The sequence below is a fragment of the Streptomyces bullii genome (genome assembly GCF_042657145.1).
GTDB lineage: Bacteria > Actinomycetota > Actinomycetes > Streptomycetales > Streptomycetaceae > Streptomyces > Streptomyces bullii.
In genome coordinates this window covers 1-17,993 of record NZ_JBHSNY010000020.1, presented here as the reverse complement: position 1 = coordinate 17,993, position 17,993 = coordinate 1, and the positions used below count along the sequence as shown (strand labels likewise).

The window sequence follows — 17,993 nt, the reverse complement described above, 5'->3', positions numbered from 1 at the left end:
GTCCCGGACGGTTGTGTCGTCGCACTGGTCCCCCGTGACCGCCCTGCGGGGCCGCAAGTCCACGCCCACTGCTTCACCGGCGCGGGTCGGCTGCTGCCCGCGCGCGAGCGGTAGCCGTTGCGGTGGTTGGCTCTCTGACAGCAGCCGCGACGTACGAAGGCCCCGACCGGGACCAAGCCGGCCGGAGCCTTCCGCTGCAGTGCGTGCGGCCGCAGCCGGGTCAGTCCATGAGGTAACGGACCGCCTCGACCATGTGCGGGCCGTGCCCGAACGCCGCGCTGAGGCGTTCGAGGCGGCCGTACGTCTCGAGGGACAGGCGCGACCAGAAGTGGTTCGCTGCGTGCAGCAGGAAGCGGAACGCCAGTTCCGAGCAGACCGTCTGGGCGCAGCGCACCATCGCCTCGCGGGTCGCGGGCAGTGGCATGTGGCCCTCGGCCCGCGGATCGAGCAGACCGATCAGCTCCACGACTTCCGCCGTCAGCCGCCGGTGCTCGACCGCCGCCGCGCTCGTGCCGTCCGGTACGCACCGGGGGTAGGTCGCACAAGACGCCTCCGACGCACCGCGTGCCCGCGCGAGCGGGACGATCACGGTCAGCAGCCGGTCCAGCCACAGGCGCTCGGCTCCCCGGATCTCCGGCGCGCCGCCAAGGGGCGGATCCGTGGCGTGCCAGAGCACGCACAGCTCGTCGCCGTCGAGGCCGGAGTCCCGCAGACGCAGGATGTCCTCGATGAGCAGGGCGAGACCTGCGGGGTCGCCTTCCGGGCCCAGGTACGTGAGGACGTGATCCAGCTCGTCTTCGGCGTCGAGGCACCAATCCCCGTGGAAGGACGCGCCGAGCGCGGTCACGCCGAAGTCGAAGACCGTCTCGTCCTGTTGGGCTGCGGGGTCGTGCATGCGGAGCGCTCCTTAGAGCGGGTAGGCGGTCAGGACGTAGAAGCCGCCGGGCTTGTGGCCCTTCTTGACGGCCAGGGTCACGGTGAAGCGGTTGCTCGTCGTCGCACTGTAGGTGCCGAGGTGGTCCATGCTGTCACCCAGCGACCCGGTCCCGTACGTGCCGGTGAGCGTGAGCTGCTGTGGTTTTCCGGGCTTGCCGGCATCCTGGACGAACTTCTGGATGCGGGCCTTGTTCTGCTCGACGAGTTGGTTGACCGCCTTCTGGGCGAGGTCGGCGCTCGACCAACGGGAGTTCGGCGTGGGTCGGCCCATCTTCCGGGTCTTCTTGATGGCCAGGTCCTTCATCTGCTGCCGGTTCACGTTGACGTGCTCGTCCAGCGTGTGCGCGACACCCGGGAACATCCGTTCGGCGCGCGCCAGATCGGTGCAGTTGTGGACGAGGACGTCCTCGGTCCCGACGCGGACGTAGTAGCTGTCGATGCCGCTGACGTCGAGGTCGTATGTGTCCCGCCGGTCGGCGGAACGGCTGGTGGCGGTCACCGTCATCAGCCCGCCCTCTGCGGTTCGCAGGCGGTCGCCCGTGCGCAGCTCGCCGGCCGGGACCCAGGCCTGGCGCTCGGGCAGCCAGTACCGGTGGTTCTCGGTGGAGGTGATGGAGTCCTCCTGCCGGCGGTCTGCGTCCCCGCCCACCACGGACAGACGGACGAATACCTTGTCCGTGTACGCGGACGTGAACGGTACTGACTGGACGGGCCGGGGCAGGCTGAGCTCGCCATCGCCACCAGGATCCGTTGCCAGCACCAGATCTCCGGCACGTACCTCCTCGATCGGTTTGTGGGAGCCGTTCGCCATCAGCACCCGCGTACCGGCCGGGAAGCTGTTGCACTCGAAGATCGCGTCGCCCTTGCGCGCGTTCCGGATGTCGTCCGGGAGGAGCTTGCCGCCGAGCTTGAGCCAGCGGAGCACGGCCAGGGAGCCCAGGCCGCGGTCGAAGCCGTCCACGTGCTCACCGGTCGTCAGGTCCTTGCCGGTGACCGCCTCGACGATGCCCTTGGCGTCGCCGATGCCCGGCAGCAGGCCGAGGAGGATCGACATCCGGCGCTGCTGTTCCTCGCTGTCCAGGCCGGAGGAACCGTCGCTCCAGCTCTTGCCGACGTGGGAGAAGTCGAACTCGAATGCCGGCACTTCGCGGAGCTTCTCGGCGGCCTTCTTGATACCGGGAACGGCCTTGTTCATGTCGTCAACGGCCTTGTTGGCCTCACCGATGCCCTCGTTGAGCTGGTCCATCCCCTTGTTGGCCTTGGCGATGGACTTGTTCATGCTGTCGAGCGAGCGGTTGATGTCGTCCACCGCGTCGTTCATGGTGTTCAGCCCACGGTTCATCTCGGCGAAGCCGGCATTGATGTCGTCGAGTGCCTTGTTGATGCCGTCGAGGCTGCCCTTGATGCTGTTGACCGCCTTCTGGAAGTCCGGGTCGCCGACGATCTGGGCGAGCCCGATCACCAGGCGGATCAGCAGCAGCGTCACCTCGATCATGACGAGGATGGTCTCGATCGTCTCCAGGACGTCCTTGATCAGCTTGTCAAGGTCGGTCTGGGCGCCTGCGGCGGTCGCACGGATCTGGTTCTCGACCTTCTTGCGGTACTCGGGGTCCGCGATCGTGCTCGGGTCCTCCTTGAAGGCGTCCTTGAGCTTCTGCAGCCCGGCGACCTCCTTTTTCACCGTGCCGAAGTGCTCGACGGTGTCCTTGTGGAGGTAGTGGATGCCGTACGCGAACAAGCCGATGCCCGCGCTGACCTTCAGGGCCTTACTCGCGAACTCCCTGTAGCAGGCGGGTTTCTCCAGCAGCGGCAGTTTGTCGCAGCCGGAGACGGCCGCGGTGCCCTTGATGATGGCGGCGAGCCGGTCGCTTTCAAGCTTGGCCTCGGCCTCGCTGAGCTGCCTCTCGGCGCTGACGAGCTTGACGCTCTGCGCGGCGAGCGCGCTGTCCTCGCCCATGCCAAGCGTCATGAAGACGCCGAGGAGGGTGAGGAGAGTGACTGCTTTCAGTCTGAAACGGTGGTACATACACGTCCCGTGCCGGAGGGCGCGGCGCTCACGGATGGTCGGTCCGCTGCGGCCAGGCCCTGAGTTCCCCCGGGGGACGCCCGCAGGAACCGGCAACCCCCCGATTACCGATGAGTAGCTTACCGGGTGGAGGAAGGTGCGCCGGGCCATCCCGAGTCGGCCGCCGCTCCCCGGCCTTGCACAAACGGTGCTGAAGGGGCGCCTCCAGGCAGCTGCACAACACGGCCACCGTCGGCGGCAGTCCGCTCCAGCGCACGTGGTCCACGCGGGCGGCGCCTTCGAACTGCGTGCCACGGCGACCGACCAGGACAGCACGCACGCCGAGATCGTACGGCTGGCCCGGCAGGCCGGAGCGGAGTCGGCGCCCGTTGTCCGGCCGACCGGTACGCGGCCTGGTTGCTGCCACTGTCCCTGGCGGCCACGGGGCTGGCCTGGCTGGTCAGCGGTTCCGCGGTGCAGGCGGCGGTCCTGGTGGTCGCCACGCCGGGCCCCTTGTTGCCGACGGCACCGGTGGCCGTGGTCTCCGAGCTGTCGCAGGCCTCGCGCCTAGAGGTGGTAATCGGTGACGGTGGGGCGCCGGAGAGCCTCGGCCGGGCCAGGACCCCGCTCCTCGACAAGACCGGCACCCTGACCGCAGGCCGCCCCCTCGCGAGGGGCGGCCGCGACTGTACGCCGGGACCCGCCTGGGCCGCGTACTCGACGTCGCGTTCCCGCCCGGTGGCGAGCGTGGCCGCCACGGTCGACGCCGGGGCGGCGTCCACCTCCTCGACGGTCGAGCGGCCCCCGGGGAGCCGCTCGACAACCTGCGGCTCGCGTGCTGCCTCCGACATACCGTACGTGGCGGCCGTACTGCTGGACTGCGCGATCGAGGAGCTCGGGTGCTGCGCCCGACGCCAGGGCTACTGTCACCGGCAGGGCGAGGGCAGCAGCCACCGGGCCCGAAATTACTGCGGCGGCTCGTCCCGAACACATCTCGGACAGGACTCTGACCAGGCCGGACCCCTGTGCCCTGTCCTGTCCGGGACAGCCTCAGGCCGTTGCCGCTCAACACCAGTTTCACCAGCCTTGGAAGCATCAACCGTGATCGTCGTGGCTGAGCCCGGGACTGCAGGTCTCCGCATCAGCCGACGGAGGAGAGGTGCCCCAGGGCAATCTTCCCGGTGTGCGCGCATGCAGGCGGGGCCTCTCGGTAGCTCGGGTCGGCGAACCGAGCATGCCGGGAGGCCCTGGGGTCGTTGTCGTACGCCCTCTCGGGAGAAGCCGAAGGGTCTGCTCGGCGCCGGCCTCGACTGGCTACCCCTAAGGTCCGACACGCCTGCCGGCCAGCCCTGTTCACGCGCACAACAGCGATACCCGCCGACCCGAGTGCGGCCCGCCTGTAACCGCGCAGAAATGGCTGGGCTCTGACAGCGTCCACGAACCGATCCGCTTCAAAGCCGCGCATCCTGGAGGGCAGGACCCGTCCTGGTGGGCTCGTCTGGTTTCGGCCGCTCACCGCATGAACGCGACCGCGGCGACGAGGACCATGAGCAGGATGGCCACTGGACCCATGGGCAGGCCGTGGTCACGAGGGGTGCTGGACTGGGTGGGGCGCGTTGCCGGGTGGGTGTGCAGAGCGGCGACTTCCTCGACCATGCGCGCGTAGGACGGACGGTGTCTGATCCGTCGTTCCAACCATGGCATGCCCAGGCCCGGCACACGCCAGATCGTGCCGTCGGACTGGAGTATCTGCGCGCTGCCCTCTTTGGTGTAGCGGGCCGTGCGCAGCTGCTCCCAGGGGACGTGCCGCACCGTGAAGGCTCCTGTGAGCCACACGCGCAGCACGGAAACGAGTCCTCGGCGCAGCGCTGCGGCACGGCGGCGGGCCAGGACGCCCATCGTGAGCATGGACAGGCCGGGCAGGCCGGCGGCCAGGGCCAGTAGCTGCCAGCCGAAGGGGTCGTACGGCTCGGCCGCCAGGCGCCGCCACGCCCCGTCCTCCAGCACGGTCACCGTACCGCCGACGCCGTAGTACTCCGAGGCCGCGTCGACGGTGAGACGCCGGCCGTCGTCGGTACGGACCCGCAGCGACTCCTCGTCCCGGCCGAGCACCTGTGCCGTGGTGCGTGCGGCGCGGTCCGCCCGAGCTCGTGTCCGACAGAGGGAGCGTGGCTATCCCTCGGAGAATTCGGGGATTCCGATGACGTCGCGTCCGGTGCGCACGCGGTAGCGGATTTGTGTGCCTGAAGGTCCTGAGGCACGAATGGTTCCCCACGGGATCGTCTGACCGGTCTTGAGGGCGGTGAAGTTGCGGTCCTCGGTGACGAGGTCGAGATTGATGCCGTTGAGGCGTCGGCTGAGTGTAAGGGTGTCGCGGGGTTCGAGGATCTCCACGGTGGCCTGCTTCGCCACCGCCAGGTGCAGCTGCTCCAACCGATTGCGGCCAATGCGTGCGGTCTTGTCCCGAACGGCCACGACGACACCTCGTTCCTACGACAGGAAGGCCTCGCTGCCATGCCGCGAGGCGCCTTGCTTGCCTGGTGATCGTAACGGGCATCATGATCGGGTACTGCGGCGAAACACCAGCCGCTTTTCGAGGATGACCGAACCGATCCACGAACGACAACACCTTCGACCGCGACACGCTGCACCTGCCCATCGCCGGATGTTCAGGGTTTCCGTCCCGGCCTGGCAGAACACCGCGAACGCGAGCGCTCCCGGCAGCGAGCGCGCCGCCGGAACTACATGTCCGCTGACCGCCACCGGGCGTCCCTCTTTGGACCAGGCGAGCAGCCCCCGCAAGCGAGGCCGTGCGCGGTTCGGCCTCACCCGGCTGCCGGTCATCCGTCCTCAGCCTCCCATGAAGGTCGGCGGCGCGTCGGTCGGCTTGCGCGAAGGCGAACCACGGCCTTCGGTGAGTAGTGCGCGAGATCGGCCCCCGACGACGACGCGGCCGCCATGCACCGGTCCAGGTCTCCCGGGCGCATCACCAGCACCGGGCACCGGGCGTGAGTCGCTACCCGAAGGCTTACCGAGCCGAGGGGCAGGCGCCCGCGTCGTCGACGCCTACGATGACGGGCTTGCGATCGGCCATGTCATCTCCCGTGAGCTGGCTCAGCCCAGGACCGGTTGAAATCGGTCCTCCGCGTGCTGCGACGCGGCAGGAACCATCCCGTACGGCTGGGGCGCTCGCCGTTCGCCGCCGGGAGCTGAGAGAATCGCCGTGAGCAACAGCCCGATGGCGGCCAGGACCGCGAGTGCCACGGTCACCTTCCAGGTCCGTGAGCGCTCGGTCCAGCCGACCGGGACGTGATAGACGGCCGCCTCCTCATCGGCGTGGCTGGTGGTCGCAATCGGATCTGGCTCGCCGTGTCCCCGGAACGGGCCGCCGCCCGCCCCGTCGGTGAACTGCCCGTTCAGGATCTGCATGCGCTGTGCCAACGCCGGATCCTCGCTGGCCAGACGCTGCTCGAGGCGAGCGAACGCGTGTTCGTCGTCCATCCTGGAAGCCATGTCGGCCACCTCGGTATCCAGTGAGTGACGGAGCCCGAACCACGGGGCGCTGCTTGTGGGACTGCTGTGGGGACGGAATGCGGACGCACCCACTGCCATTCCGGCGCGGGATGAGTACCCGTAGCCACACGCGTCAAGCGCCGTCACCGTCCGGCTGCGGGAAGCCTTGCACGGGGCGGCGCGCTGATCAGAAGCGTGCTTGTGTCCCGGCGCCGGACGGCCGTGGGCACAGGAATTCGCGCAGGTCATCGTCCACGGCCGCGATGGGCGCATCCGCGCCGACTACCCCTGGGCGACCCGCGCCGCACTCCCGGCTGGCCGCCGCCTTGGGGCCGGCCGCTCGTCAGCCGATGTCGGGCGGCGGGTCCCCGGCACCGGCGCCGCTGCGCCGCTGCGCCTTTCGGGCTGGGCACGTCTGTCGATGAAATAGGCACCGAAGGTACCCGCCAGGGCGGCGACAACGACCACTGGCGGCCACGATGACGATCAGCGTCACCACCGACAGCCACGCTGCCCGGCCGCCCAGGATCCGCCCGGCCGAGCGCGAGGACCGCACGGTCGAGGAAAGCACCCTGCCGGTGCGCGGCGACCGCAACGACAGCCACTTGAGGGGCTCTGCCCTGCCGGGATTCGTCTCCAGCCGGGGTTTGGCCACGCGGCCGGCGATCCCGCGTTCAGACCCCAACCGGCGCCCTGCCCTCCCAGTACGCCAGTGCAGTCGCGGGCGGTGTCTGCTCCCCGGCCTCCGAAGACGCCGCGCCGTCCGCCGACTCGCCCCCGGCCTCCCTCGTCTGCCCGCACCTACCAGGGCTCCGCGGATGGTCCCGAGTAGCCACAGCACTCCGGTAACCAGGCGAGGGCGTGGCAAAGAGTCGCCCGACGGGCACCGCTCCGACACGCCTACGCGGTCCGGACGGCGGTGCCGGAAGACCGCCCAGGGGCCCGCGAGGGACAGGACCCGAGGACCGCCCGCCCTCGTTCCCCGATCCTGAGTGCTCGTACGCCTGCCACGCCTCGCCGCGGCCCAGCATTCACCCGCTCGGCGGGCTGCCGCACGCCACCGGACAGCAGCGCTGCCTACCAGGCGATTGCGTCGCTGCGTCCCCTGACGTGGGCGGGATCCTCCCCTGCGACAGGTATCTCCGCGATCGCCTCGCGGGCGGAATCACGGAGGGGGACCTACCGTGGCCGAAGAGGGCCGGCAACTGAACCGCATGAAGAAGGAGGCCGCGATGGAGGTGGATTTCGTGTGGGTGACGACACGCCGCATTCGGCCAGGCACCTTGGCGGAGTTCGAGACGGCATGGCGCCCGAACCCCTCCCCCCGGGGTCTACGCCGCGCCTTCGCGTACTGGTCCGAGGACGGCCAGGAGATCACCGGAGTGTCCTTCTGGGACTCCGAAGAGGCATGCGACTCTTGGCGGGCCTCCGAGCCAGAAGCCCAGCGGCGCGCGAACATGGCCCCCTACGTGGTCGAGGAACAGGAAGGTTTCTACCGCGGCCGGGAACTCGCCATCCCCCGTCGGTAGTCAACGCACTCTCATGCGGCGTGGAACGTGGTGCGAGGCGATACGGCACGCCTTGACACCCGTCGCGGCAGGGCGGCTGTGACCGAGCGGACCGGTCACACCGCAATCGGAGGAGTGGAACTGCTGACAACGAACAAGCGGACTGGCAGTAGTCCAGGCCGCCCGCGGTTCACGCCCACGCCATCTCCTTCATCCGGTTCATCCTCATATGTCACCTAGAGCTAGGGTTGAAAGGGAAGAGCATTCACTCAGCTCCGCCAATGGCGCAAGGTGATCGCCATGACCGAGACCACACACCGTAATGACACCACGACGAGGGAGACCCTGCGGGGCCGCAGAGGCAGCGACATCCCCGCGGGAAAGCGCGGGAACACCACGATCGCAGACAGTGTCGTAGCGAAGATCGCGGGCATGGCTGCCCGCGAGATTCCCGAGATCCACAACCTGGGGGGCGGGATGGCCCGGGCGCTGGGGGCAGTGCGCGAGCGGGTGCCCGGCGGGGGAAGTGGCGTCACTCGGGGAGTGAGTGTGGAGGTCGGTGAGCGTCAGGCAGCTGTCGACCTTGATGTGGTCGTCGAGTACGGCGTTTCCATCACGGACACAGCCAGGGACGTGCGCACCAATGTCATCAACGCTGTCGAACGCATGACCGGCCTGGAGGTCGTGGAGGTGAATATCGCCGTGCACGATGTCCACCTCCCGGACGAAGAGGAGCCGGAGCAGGAAGAGACGCGGGTCACCTGAACCCACCGCACCGGGCCGATGGGTGTCCCAGCTGGGAAGCGTGCCCTGGTCACAACGCGCGGTTCTGCGCCCGCAAAGTACCCATGTGGACGTCGAGGACGCCCGCAGCCTCGTAGCCGCCCCGGTCACGCCAAGCGGAGAAGTTGAAGCGGTATGTAACCGAACCCACCTCAGGACCCGAACCGCTGCTGGAGCGCTGAGGGCAGGTGGTGCGGATCACGGCGGCAGCCGCGAGGGCCGAGGGTAACCCCGATGGCGGCGATCTTTCGCACGGCGATGACCACGGCGGCCACCAGGATGTCGCTCCAGGAGATGTCCGCTGCCAGGCGGATCAGCCCGGCTCCGGTGAGGAAGTCGAGCAGAACGGGCAGTGCCTGGCTGATCTGCCGGAGACCGCATAGGCCGCGAGGGCGCTGAGCACCCCGGCTGCCGCGACGAGCAGAGCGGCCGCAGTGAGTCTGTGTGGCAACTGCATCGTGCCGGCCCGGCGCGAGGTCGACGCCGAGAGCATCGGGATCACCGCTTCCGGCCACGGCCGGACCCGCTGAACCTGACCGGCGCGGGGGCGACCTTCGACCCGTTGCTGACCCAGACCGACCACACGAAGGTGGTCCACGCCCGCGCGGCCTCGTAGCCCTGTCCGAGGGGCGACAGTTCTGACCGGCTTCCGCAGTCCGGGAGGACAAGGGTGCTCCAGCGTCAGATCCGGGGGTCGCCGGACGACCGGTTGACGCCGTGGCACTGAAGGATTCGGCGTACTCCGCCGGAGCGCAGACATGCGCCGGCAGTGATCACGATCGCCGCAGTGCCGTAGGCCCAAGCCTGGAGGGGGAAGCCGGGCAGGAGGCGGCCGCCGAGGTAGAGGGCGGTGCCGGCGAGGGTGACGGTGAGCCATTCCCAGCGGCCGTCCATGGCCACGAGGGCGACCACGAGCAGGGAGTACCAGGGGTAGCTCGGGGAGAAGAGCAGCAGGGCGGTGCCGGTCAGCAGCAGGGCGCCGCGCCACGGGCGGGCCGGGTCCCCGCGCCACCACACGGACAGGCCGATCAACGCCAGGAGCGCGACCGCGGTCACGCCCGCGGCTGCGTCCGGCAGCAGGAGCCTGAGCAGGGCGAAGCGGCGGACGTGGCCGGGTTCGTAGCCCTCCTCGTGGAGATAGCCGGGCAGGTAGCCCAGGACACGCGTGCCTGAGGCCGCGACGTAGGGCAGGTAGGCGAGCGCGACAGCGGCGACGGCGGCCGTGACGACACGCAGGAAGCGGGCCGGACCGCGCTGCCCGGACAGTGCGCCGGGCAGCGCGAGCACGGGCAGGAGCTTGACGGCGATCGCGGCGCCGAGCAGGGCGCCACGGCGGGCCCCTGCGGAGGCGGTGCCGAGCGCGAGTACGACGAAGAGGACGCCGAGGGTGTCGATGTGGGCGTTGTTGACCGCTTCCAGGGAGACCGCCGGACACCACGCCCACAGCGCGGCCCGGGCCGCGGCCCGCTGCGGGTCACCGCGGCGGCGCAGGACGCGCAGCAGGGCGAGGGTCGTGCCGAAGGCCAGGACGGCACCGCCGGCCTGGAGCGGCTTGTGGCGGCTGTCCGGTGGCGACAGGGTGTGGACGGCGAGGTACCAGCCCTCGGCGACCGGAGGGTAGATGGTGGGGACGGTGGGCCGGTTGATGCGGACGCAGAGGCCGCTGCCGGTATGGGTGAGCCCCCACCCTTCGCAGGCTTGTCGTGTGGGGAAGAGCCAGGGGTCGCGCAGAGGGGCGAGTTCGGGTGCGGCGGGCGGGTGGGCGTAGGGGGAGATCCCGGCGGCCTGGACGCGGCCGTCCCACGCGTAGCGGTACATGTCGTTGCTGGTGCGCGGCTGCGCGGTCAGCCCGGCCACGGCGACCGCGGCCGAACCGATGAGGACGAGGACCGTCGCGGCGCGGGCCGGAACCTTGCGGACGGTCCACAATGCGGCGGCGAACAGGGCCCAGGCGACGGCATAGCCGGCCAGCAGTCGGCCGGGGGCGCTGAGGTTGTCGCCTGCCCGCAGGGTGCCGACGACAACGGCCGTCAGGGCTGTGAGAAGGACCGCGGTCACGGCGATGCCCAGGCGAGCACTCAGTGCGCCGGGACGCGGAGAGGGAGGTACGGCGGAGTGTCCGGGGTCCTGCTGGTGCCGGGTGGCGGTGTCGGTCATGGGCGGTCCGGCCCTCCGTCGCGCACGGGACTCATGGCGTCGAACCCCGCGGGGCTCGGGGTTCCGGCCGCGGCCCGCCCTCGTCCCGGGGACGACGGAGTTCCAGGAAGGGGCGGTCGTCGGTCGTCCACCGGCCGGTGAGTATCCATCCGGTGGCGTCTGCGGCGCGCAGCAGGGCGGTGGTGCCGACGCGGGCCCAGGGAAAGGGGCGTCCGTGGCGGCCGTGGGCGTCCTCGACGCGGACGGTGAGGTGTTCGTCCACGTCCTGCGGGGCCGCCTCGGCCAGCAGACACCCGCCGGGGCGGAGCAGGTCACGCAGGCGGGCGAGCAGCGCCACCGGATCGCCCCCGATACCGACGTTGCCGTCCATCAGCAGGACCGTGCTCCAGCGGCCCTCTCTGGGCAGACGGTCGAAGACGGACCGCCGCAGGGCGGCTCCGCCTTGGCGGCGGGTCCGGGCGACGGCCGCCGGGCTGACGTCCACTCCGAGCGCCGACATGCCCCAGGCGGCCAGGGTGGCCACCAGGCGGCCAGGGCCGCAGCCGACGTCCAGGACGGGTCCGGTGCAGCGGCGCAGTACGCCGGTGTCTGCGGCGTCGGGCGCGGCGCAGAAACGTTCGACGTTCAGCGGCAGCAGTTCGGCCGCCCCGTCGGTAAGCGGTGTCATACGGCGCAGGTACAGCGGACCGCGTCCGGTGCGCAGGGCACGGCCGTAGGGGTCGTCCGTCCAGGGCTCCCCCGGCTCGACGGGGGTGAGGCGAGCGGGGCGGCGTACGGGTGCTCGGAGCTGGGAAGGCAGCGTGCCGTGCGGGGCGTCGTCTTCCGGCCCGGCGCGCTCGACCGGCGCGGTTCGCCCGGCGAAGGCTGTGCGCGCCCCGTGCACGTCGCAGCCGGACGGCCGGATCAACGCGGACGTGACGACCCTGGGCGCCGTGCCGCTCATCGGGCGGTCTCCGCGAGGGAGGCCACGGTGGTGGCGAAGCGGGAGCCGGGCGGGCAGCAGGCGACCACCGCGGCCGCGTCAGCCGCGCTGTCCACGTCCCGCAGCAGCGGCAGGTCACCGATCGTCAGCCCCGCCTCCGCAAGCCTGCGCCGCTGAACGGTTCCGGTGTGGTCGGTGGACATCGGGACGCCCCGCACGTACGCCCCGGCGCTGGTCGGGTCGGCGAAGCCCAGGCCCCAGAATCCGCCGTCGGCGGCCGGGCCGAACCAGGCGTCGTGTCCGTCGCGGCCGACACCGGCCAGCAGATCCGGGGTGAGTTGCGGAGTGTCCATGCCGACCAGCAGTGCCGGGCCACTGTCGCAGAGCGCGAAGGCGGCGGCGATCCGCTCGTCGAGGTCACCGGATACCTGGGGCACGACCTCGAAGCCGGGCGGCAGCCAGGGACCCGGGGTTCCGTCGAGGACGAGCACCCGGCGGCCGGCGGGAACCCGGAGCATCGTGTGAAGCGTGTCGGTCAGAGCGGCCTCGGCCAGGGCGGCCGCCTCCTGCGGGGTGTAGGGCGGGGTGAGGCGGGTCTTGACCCGCCCGGGCACGGGCTCCTTGGCGATGACCAGGAGGGTGGCCGAAGTCGCGGTAGACGGAGGGGCGTTCATCGGGCGCCTCCGTCGACGCCGGCGCCGACGACGGCAGCGGTTGCCGGTCGCTCGGCGAGGACGGCTCGCATGTCGCGCACGGCCTGCCAGGTGCCGCGCCAGGTGCCGGTGACTTTGGAGTGGCCCGTACGCGGGTGGTAGGGGACGTCGGTTTCTGTCACCCGCCAGCCGGCGTCGGCGGCGCGGACCACCATCTGCAGCGGGTAACCGGAGCGGCGGTCGGTCAGGTCCAGGGCCAGCAGCGCTTCGCGGCGGGCGGCGCGCATCGGGCCCAGGTCGTACAGACGCACGCCGGTGCGGCGGCGGACGAGACGGGCGAGCTCCAGGTTGGCCAGCCGGGCGTGTACGGGCCAAGCATTGCGGGCGGTGGGCCGGCGGCGGCCCAGGACCAGATCCGCGGTTCCGGCGAGGACGGGGCCGGCGACGGTGGGCAGCAGTCCTGGATCGAGGGAGGCGTCGCAGTCGCAGAAGCAGACCACGTCGGCCGTGGCGGCGGCCAGGCCCGCATGGCAGGCTGCGCCGAAGCCGCGCCGCGGCTGGTGGACCACGTGCGCGCCCATCTCGCGGGCGATGTCCGGTGAACCGTCGGTGGAACCGTTGTCCACGACGATCGCCCGCCACCCAGGCGGGATCCGTTCCAGCACCCACGGCAGGGCCTCGGCTTCATCGAGGCAGGGCAGTACGACGTCCACGGAAGAGGGGGATGTCTCGATCACCTCACTCACCCTACGGACGCAAAAAGGACGTAAGGGATTCCGTGTCCTTACGGATCGCTGACGTCACCAGCAGCTTTCGTCCGCGGCGAATACCTGATGTAAGACCCGGTCGGGCGAAACGCGTACGGGTGTTGCGGGGGTGGAGTCCGTGTTCCGCCGGGACAGTGCGGAAACGGCCGCGCGGTCGCAACGACTCAGCTGTGGCTGCGGCCGGGTCCGCTCGCTTCGGGCACCACCGCCCGGGGCACCCCCGCTATGGCACTGAACTGGCTCTCGATGTTCGGGAGTTCGCCTTGCTGGACTTCTCATGGGACGACGGAGTCGCCCCCGTGCCGGTGGGATCGACGGCCGCGAGATGTCCCGTGTCCTCGCCGACCTTCGCCGACCCGCTGATCAGGGCGACGGGACGCACACCCGTCGGCGGCACGGTGCCGTCTCGGTTCACCGTGAGGCCGACCGGGCCGTGCTGTCGGTGACCGACGGGAGGCGTGCCGCGCGTCTTCGGGCACCGGCTGGCGCGGCAGGGACGCCCGTATCTCTCCGGCCGGTGCCGGCTCGGCTGGCCATCGTGCGCGGCATCGTGGAGGCCCACCAGGGACGCGCGGCGGTGCGTGACATACCTGGCGGCTGCCGGTTCGAGGCGCACTCGCCGGCACCCGCCCGCAGCCGTCCGAGCACGACGTACGCGACGGGAGCAGGACCGGCCCGGCAGGAGGAGCCGGGCCGGTCCTGCCGCTGTCACGCGAGAAGCCGGATGAGCTCACCCGACCCGCAGGGGCGCAGCGGCGAACGCGGTCATACCTTCCGCGAAGGCGACCTGCGGTCTCCAGCCCAGTTCGTCGCGCAGCCGCTGCGAGGAGGCGGTGATGTGGCGGACGTCGCCGAGCCGGTACTCGCCCGTGACGACAGACGTCGGCCCGCCGTACGCCTCGGCCAGCGCGGCGGCCATCTCCCCCACCGTGTGCGGCTCTCCGCTGCCGACGTTGTACGCGCGCAAGCCGCCCTCTGGGAGGCCGTCCATGCCGCGCAGAGCCGCGAGGTTGGCGCCGGCGACGTCGCGGACGTGGACGAAGTCCCGGCGCTGACCGCCGTCCTCGAAGACGCGCGGTGCCTCGCCGCGAGCGAGCGCGGACCGGAACAGGGAGGCAACGCCCGCGTACGGAGTGTCCCGCGGCATCCCCGGCCCGTAGACGTTGTGGTAGCGAAGCGCGGCGACCCGCCCGCCCGTCGCCCGAGCCCACGCGGCCGCCAGGTGCTCCTGGGCCAGCTTGGTGGCGGCGTACACGTTGCGCGGATCAGCCGGGCAGTCCTCCCCCACCAAGCCGGCGGCCAACGACTCACCACAGTGCGGGCACGGCGGCTCGAAGCCCCCTGCCTCCAGGTCCGCGACCCGGCGCGGCCCGGGCCGTACGACGCCGTGCCGTGAGCACTCGTAGCGTCCCTCGCCGTAGATCACCATCGAACTCGCCAGCACGAGGCGGCGCACGCCGGCTTCGGCCATACCAGCCAGGAGCACGGCGGTGCCGAGGTCGTTGCAGCCCACGTAGTCCGGGGCGTCGGCGACGTCCTTACCGAGACCGACCATGGCCGCCTGGTGGCAGACCGCGTCAACTCCCCGCAGGGCATCGGCCACCGCCTCCCTGTCGCGGACGTCGGCATGCCGCCAGTCCACCCCGTCGGGGACGGCCGGGGCCGTGCGGTGCGCCGCGGGCAGCAGCGCGTCGAGGACGCGAACCCCATGCCCGGCGCCCATGAGGGCGGTGACGATGTGCGAGCCGACGAAGCCCGCGCCTCCAGTGACCAGGATCAACATGCCGCCGACCGTAGGGCCGCACATCCGGTCGCGGGCCGCTCGACCCGAGAACGTCAGGGGTTCGTAAGCTTCCCCTGCTTCTGGACGTCCTCGACGAGGCGGGACGCCACCACCGTCAGCAAGGCGAAGACCGCAGCGAGGCCGAGCATCGCGAACACGCCCCTGGTCCGCCAGGGGAGACGGCTGTCGACGAACGCCCAGCGAGCAGCGGACAGGAGGGCGGCAACCCGGCAGTACGCGTGAGCCATGCCGCCGCCACAACACCAGACAGGCGGTGAGCGAGGCCACGGCCAGCCCTTACGCCCCGGTCGGGCCCAACTCGTCTTTGGTGACGAACAGTCGCCCGACCACCCGCGGACACCGTGGTCCACCAGGTTCCCGCGGAGATGCCGGCCACCGCGTCCGGGCCGGAGCAGTACACAGGGGAACGGCAGTCACAACGCCGTCATGGCGCAAGGTACCGAAGGATCGCATCCAGTCACGCCAGGCAGTCACCGACTGGTCCGAGCCCCCTCCGAAGCGCGTAAGACACCCGCAAGACGGGCTCGTCCGCCGACCGGAGGACGTCACGCGTCAGGCCGTCGGCGACCGCGTCCGACACCCCGCACGGCCCACCAGATCGCCGTCACCGTGAGCGCCGCCACCAGTACGAGCAGCCAGTTGCGCCAATAGTCCAGCGGCAGCACCGATGCGTTGGCCGTCTTGCCCGGCCGTAGGAGCACGGGCAGTGCCACCGCCGTCAGCGCGCCCACGACCAGCAGAGCCCCACGGACCGGCCCGCGCGCACCGCCCCGCACCAACAGCAACCCGGCCAGCAGCACCACCGGGGCGATCACCGCGTCGTGCACAACGACCGCCCCGCCCAGCCACACCAGCACGATCAACCCGTCGCGGACATCCATCAGCAGGAACGCTCCCACGCCCATGATCGCCACACCTGCCGCCCCCGCCGCCATGCGTAGAGCCCTCATGCCAACACCTCCAGCCGACCGACCCACTTGGTCTGCAGAACACCCGGCCGATTGGGGGATATGAGCCGCGCCGGATAACCGTGATCGGGGTCGAGTTCCTCGCCGTTCAACCGCAGGGCGAGCAGCGTCAACGGGTCCCGAGCGTGGCGGCGCCCCATCTCCGACACCCGGTATCCACCCCTGAGCTGCAACGACACCACGCGCACACGCGCATGCGTCGGCGCGCCCGCACGCTCCAGCAGGTCCATGACGCGCACGCCGGTCCAGCGCGCCGACTTGCTCCAGCCCTCCACACACGCGATCGGCAGCTCCACCTCGTGCTGCGGCAGAGCCCGCAGCTCATCCAGCGTCAGGGTGTACCCCCGCGGGCCACTCACCACCAGGCGGTAGTCCTCGACGCGGATCCGGCCGACTCCAGCCGCCGCGGCAGTCCGGTTGACCGGCAGGGACTGCGGGCCGTGGTCCGGGTGACGGGGCGCGAACAGGAGGAAGTTCTTCAGCGGGGTGAACGACTGCCCCACAGTGGTCAGGGTGACGGCCCCCACCGCCGCACCCACCGCGGCCAGCAGCGACCGCCGGTCGGGGCCGTCCTGCGCGGACAGGGCCAGCGTCCCAGGCGACCGACGGGTCCAGTGCGCCCTGATCACCGGTGCCTTGACCGCGACGTGCAGCACCAATGCCCCGACGACCAGCCAGGCCACCGCATGATGCACCGGCACGAACGAGAACGGCCACGGATACCACTGGGCGATGTTCAGCAGCCCGGTCGCCAACTCGAAGACGGCGCCTGCCACCAGCACCGCGACCGACAGCCGTTCCAAGGCATGCTTGACCGACCGCGCAGGCGGCCACACGAACAGCCGCGGATACACCGTCCACAGCTTCGCCAGCAGCAACGGCACCGCCGCGATGCCGGAGGCGACATGAAGTCCCTGGGTGAGCCGATACCCCCAGGCAGGGCGGCTCGGAATGCTGTTGGCCAGCCAGCCCGGCGGATGCTGCATGACGTGACTGACCAACCCGGTGGCGAAGCACACGGCGAACGCCGGCCCCAACCAGCGCCCGATCGAGGTAGCCGTACGGGCATCATGCAATCCGCCCCTGAACACCGGCCGGGAGACACGCAGTTTCATGCCTTCCATCCCACTCGGCGCTCGGCCCTGGAGGAACAATCGAACCCTTACGGAACAGGGACATTCGGTCGACAGGGGCCTGCGGCGGCCACGTTCCCCAGACCACGGCGATGCCGTATGGGGCGGAGGATGGCAGTCCGGCCAGTTGGTGAAAATCGCTCGCGCGGCGGTCAGCCGGGTCTGTAGAGGCACGCACCGGTGGCAAGGGTGCTGAGTGATGCCCAGTGCCCCTGAGCCGGAGACGCCAACAAGCCCCGATTCCCAGTTCATACGGAGACATGACACCAGGCCCAGGTCCCGCCCTCGCGCTCGTCCCGTCAGCAACCCTGATCACCGCCGGCCGTCGTCCCACTGACACCCACGCAACACCGCAGTGTGACCCGAAGCCGGACGAACCCCACTCGATTCGGGACCACGAGGAACCCCATGCGACGCAACACGCGCAAGCGAACGAAGACAACGCATCGGGCCATCGCCGCAGCGGCAGGGCTGGCTCTGGGAGCAGGAGGGCTGATAGCGGTCAACGTGTACGCCTCCGCCCACGAGAGCGGAAACGCGAACTCGACGAAACGCGCTCCCCAAGAACAGACGAATCAAGCCCTGGCGGCCGGAGCCACCACCATCAGCTGCCCGGACGTCGGGGCCGGGCTGACCTCCGTCCCGGCCCCGGCCACGCCACAGGTGGACAACGAGCTCGCGGCCCTCTAGTGCTCGATTCCGCTTTCGGTGGGTATGGCTGTTGGTAGCGGGGTGGTTGCGGGTGCTCGGGGGCGGGTGCTGGACGATGGTGTTACGGGCACGGCCGGGCCGTGACGAGGGCGAGCAAGCGGTGGTCCACCGTCTGGCGGCTGCCAGGAAGGCG

At 70.7% G+C, this 17,993-nt stretch carries 17 protein-coding genes and 1 pseudogene; 4 read left to right on the top strand and 14 right to left on the bottom strand.

Translation table 11 applies throughout. The features are described from left to right. Positions 1–220 precede the first annotated feature (220 nt). Both ACFPZJ_RS37555 and ACFPZJ_RS37550 read right to left on the bottom strand, forming a co-directional pair. Positions 221–895: a hypothetical protein gene (locus ACFPZJ_RS37555; protein ID WP_381031260.1), complete on the bottom strand. Its 675-nt coding sequence runs from the start codon at positions 893–895 to the stop codon at positions 221–223. A 12-nt stretch (positions 896–907) separates the two neighbouring features. Next, positions 908–2,905 (bottom strand): pre-toxin TG domain-containing protein, encoded by a 1,998-nt coding sequence (locus tag ACFPZJ_RS37550; protein ID WP_381031259.1) that lies wholly within the window; start codon positions 2,903–2,905, stop codon positions 908–910. Positions 2,906–3,137: 232 nt separating this feature from the next. On the opposite strand from ACFPZJ_RS37550, the pseudogene ACFPZJ_RS37545 reads away from it, so the two are divergent. Beyond that, positions 3,138–3,607 (top strand): annotated as a pseudogene (locus tag ACFPZJ_RS37545) (heavy metal translocating P-type ATPase); the annotation flags it as partial. An 846-nt stretch (positions 3,608–4,453) separates the two neighbouring features. Here the strand turns inward: ACFPZJ_RS37545 and ACFPZJ_RS37540 are convergent. From ACFPZJ_RS37540 to ACFPZJ_RS37525, 4 genes are all read right to left on the bottom strand, one after another. Continuing rightward, positions 4,454–5,053 carry a hypothetical protein gene (locus tag ACFPZJ_RS37540; RefSeq protein ID WP_381031257.1) on the bottom strand — a complete coding sequence of 200 codons (600 nt, stop codon included), beginning with the start codon at positions 5,051–5,053 and terminating at the stop codon, positions 4,454–4,456. 60 nt (positions 5,054–5,113) lie between these two features. Next, a complete protein-coding gene (locus tag ACFPZJ_RS37535; RefSeq protein ID WP_381031255.1) occupies positions 5,114–5,416 on the bottom strand; it encodes a hypothetical protein in 303 nt (100 codons plus the stop codon). 365 nt (positions 5,417–5,781) lie between these two features. Further along, a complete protein-coding gene (locus ACFPZJ_RS37530) occupies positions 5,782–5,988 on the bottom strand; it encodes a hypothetical protein (protein WP_381031333.1) in 207 nt (68 codons plus the stop codon). A gap of 67 nt (positions 5,989–6,055) precedes the next feature. After that, entirely contained in the window at positions 6,056–6,454 is a 399-nt protein-coding gene (locus ACFPZJ_RS37525; RefSeq protein ID WP_381031253.1) for a hypothetical protein, read from the bottom strand. 1,184 nt (positions 6,455–7,638) lie between these two features. Between ACFPZJ_RS37525 and ACFPZJ_RS37520 the strand changes: the two genes are divergently transcribed. Both ACFPZJ_RS37520 and ACFPZJ_RS37515 read left to right on the top strand, forming a co-directional pair. Then, entirely contained in the window at positions 7,639–7,983 is a 345-nt protein-coding gene (locus ACFPZJ_RS37520) for a hypothetical protein (protein ID WP_381031252.1), read from the top strand. Between the two features lie 279 nt (positions 7,984–8,262). Then, the gene (locus tag ACFPZJ_RS37515; protein WP_381031250.1) at positions 8,263–8,727 is read left to right on the top strand and encodes an Asp23/Gls24 family envelope stress response protein; all 465 of its coding nucleotides are present in this window, start codon (positions 8,263–8,265) and stop codon (positions 8,725–8,727) included. 699 nt (positions 8,728–9,426) lie between these two features. Here the strand turns inward: ACFPZJ_RS37515 and ACFPZJ_RS37510 are convergent. The 8 genes from ACFPZJ_RS37510 to ACFPZJ_RS37475 form a co-directional block, all read right to left on the bottom strand. After that, positions 9,427–10,902 (bottom strand): glycosyltransferase 87 family protein, encoded by a 1,476-nt coding sequence (locus tag ACFPZJ_RS37510; RefSeq protein ID WP_381031248.1) that lies wholly within the window; start codon positions 10,900–10,902, stop codon positions 9,427–9,429. 31 nt (positions 10,903–10,933) lie between these two features. Next, positions 10,934–11,845, bottom strand: coding sequence for a class I SAM-dependent methyltransferase (locus tag ACFPZJ_RS37505; RefSeq protein ID WP_381031246.1), 912 nt, complete (start codon positions 11,843–11,845; stop codon positions 10,934–10,936). Further along, positions 11,842–12,498 (bottom strand): TIGR04282 family arsenosugar biosynthesis glycosyltransferase, encoded by a 657-nt coding sequence (locus tag ACFPZJ_RS37500; RefSeq protein ID WP_381031244.1) that lies wholly within the window; start codon positions 12,496–12,498, stop codon positions 11,842–11,844. The genes ACFPZJ_RS37505 and ACFPZJ_RS37500 overlap by 4 nt, the downstream gene beginning before the upstream one ends. Continuing rightward, a complete protein-coding gene (locus ACFPZJ_RS37495) occupies positions 12,495–13,211 on the bottom strand; it encodes a glycosyltransferase family 2 protein (protein ID WP_381031331.1) in 717 nt (238 codons plus the stop codon). The genes ACFPZJ_RS37500 and ACFPZJ_RS37495 overlap by 4 nt, the downstream gene beginning before the upstream one ends. Positions 13,212–13,974: 763 nt before the next feature. After that, on the bottom strand, positions 13,975–15,027 hold the full coding sequence (locus ACFPZJ_RS37490) for an NAD-dependent epimerase/dehydratase family protein (RefSeq protein ID WP_381031242.1): 1,053 nt from the start codon (positions 15,025–15,027) through the stop codon (positions 13,975–13,977). A gap of 53 nt (positions 15,028–15,080) precedes the next feature. Next, entirely contained in the window at positions 15,081–15,275 is a 195-nt protein-coding gene (locus ACFPZJ_RS37485) for a hypothetical protein (protein WP_381031240.1), read from the bottom strand. A 318-nt stretch (positions 15,276–15,593) separates the two neighbouring features. Beyond that, complete coding sequence (locus ACFPZJ_RS37480) at positions 15,594–15,998, bottom strand: hypothetical protein (protein ID WP_381031238.1); 405 nt, start codon at positions 15,996–15,998, stop codon at positions 15,594–15,596. After that, the gene (locus ACFPZJ_RS37475; RefSeq protein ID WP_381031236.1) at positions 15,995–17,140 is read right to left on the bottom strand and encodes a molybdopterin-dependent oxidoreductase; all 1,146 of its coding nucleotides are present in this window, start codon (positions 17,138–17,140) and stop codon (positions 15,995–15,997) included. Before ACFPZJ_RS37475 ends, ACFPZJ_RS37480 begins: the two co-directional genes overlap by 4 nt. Positions 17,141–17,557: 417 nt before the next feature. On the opposite strand from ACFPZJ_RS37475, the gene ACFPZJ_RS37470 reads away from it, so the two are divergent. After that, positions 17,558–17,839, top strand: a complete 282-nt coding sequence (locus tag ACFPZJ_RS37470; RefSeq protein WP_381031234.1) for a hypothetical protein — start codon at positions 17,558–17,560, stop codon at positions 17,837–17,839. Positions 17,840–17,993: the final 154 nt, after the last annotated feature.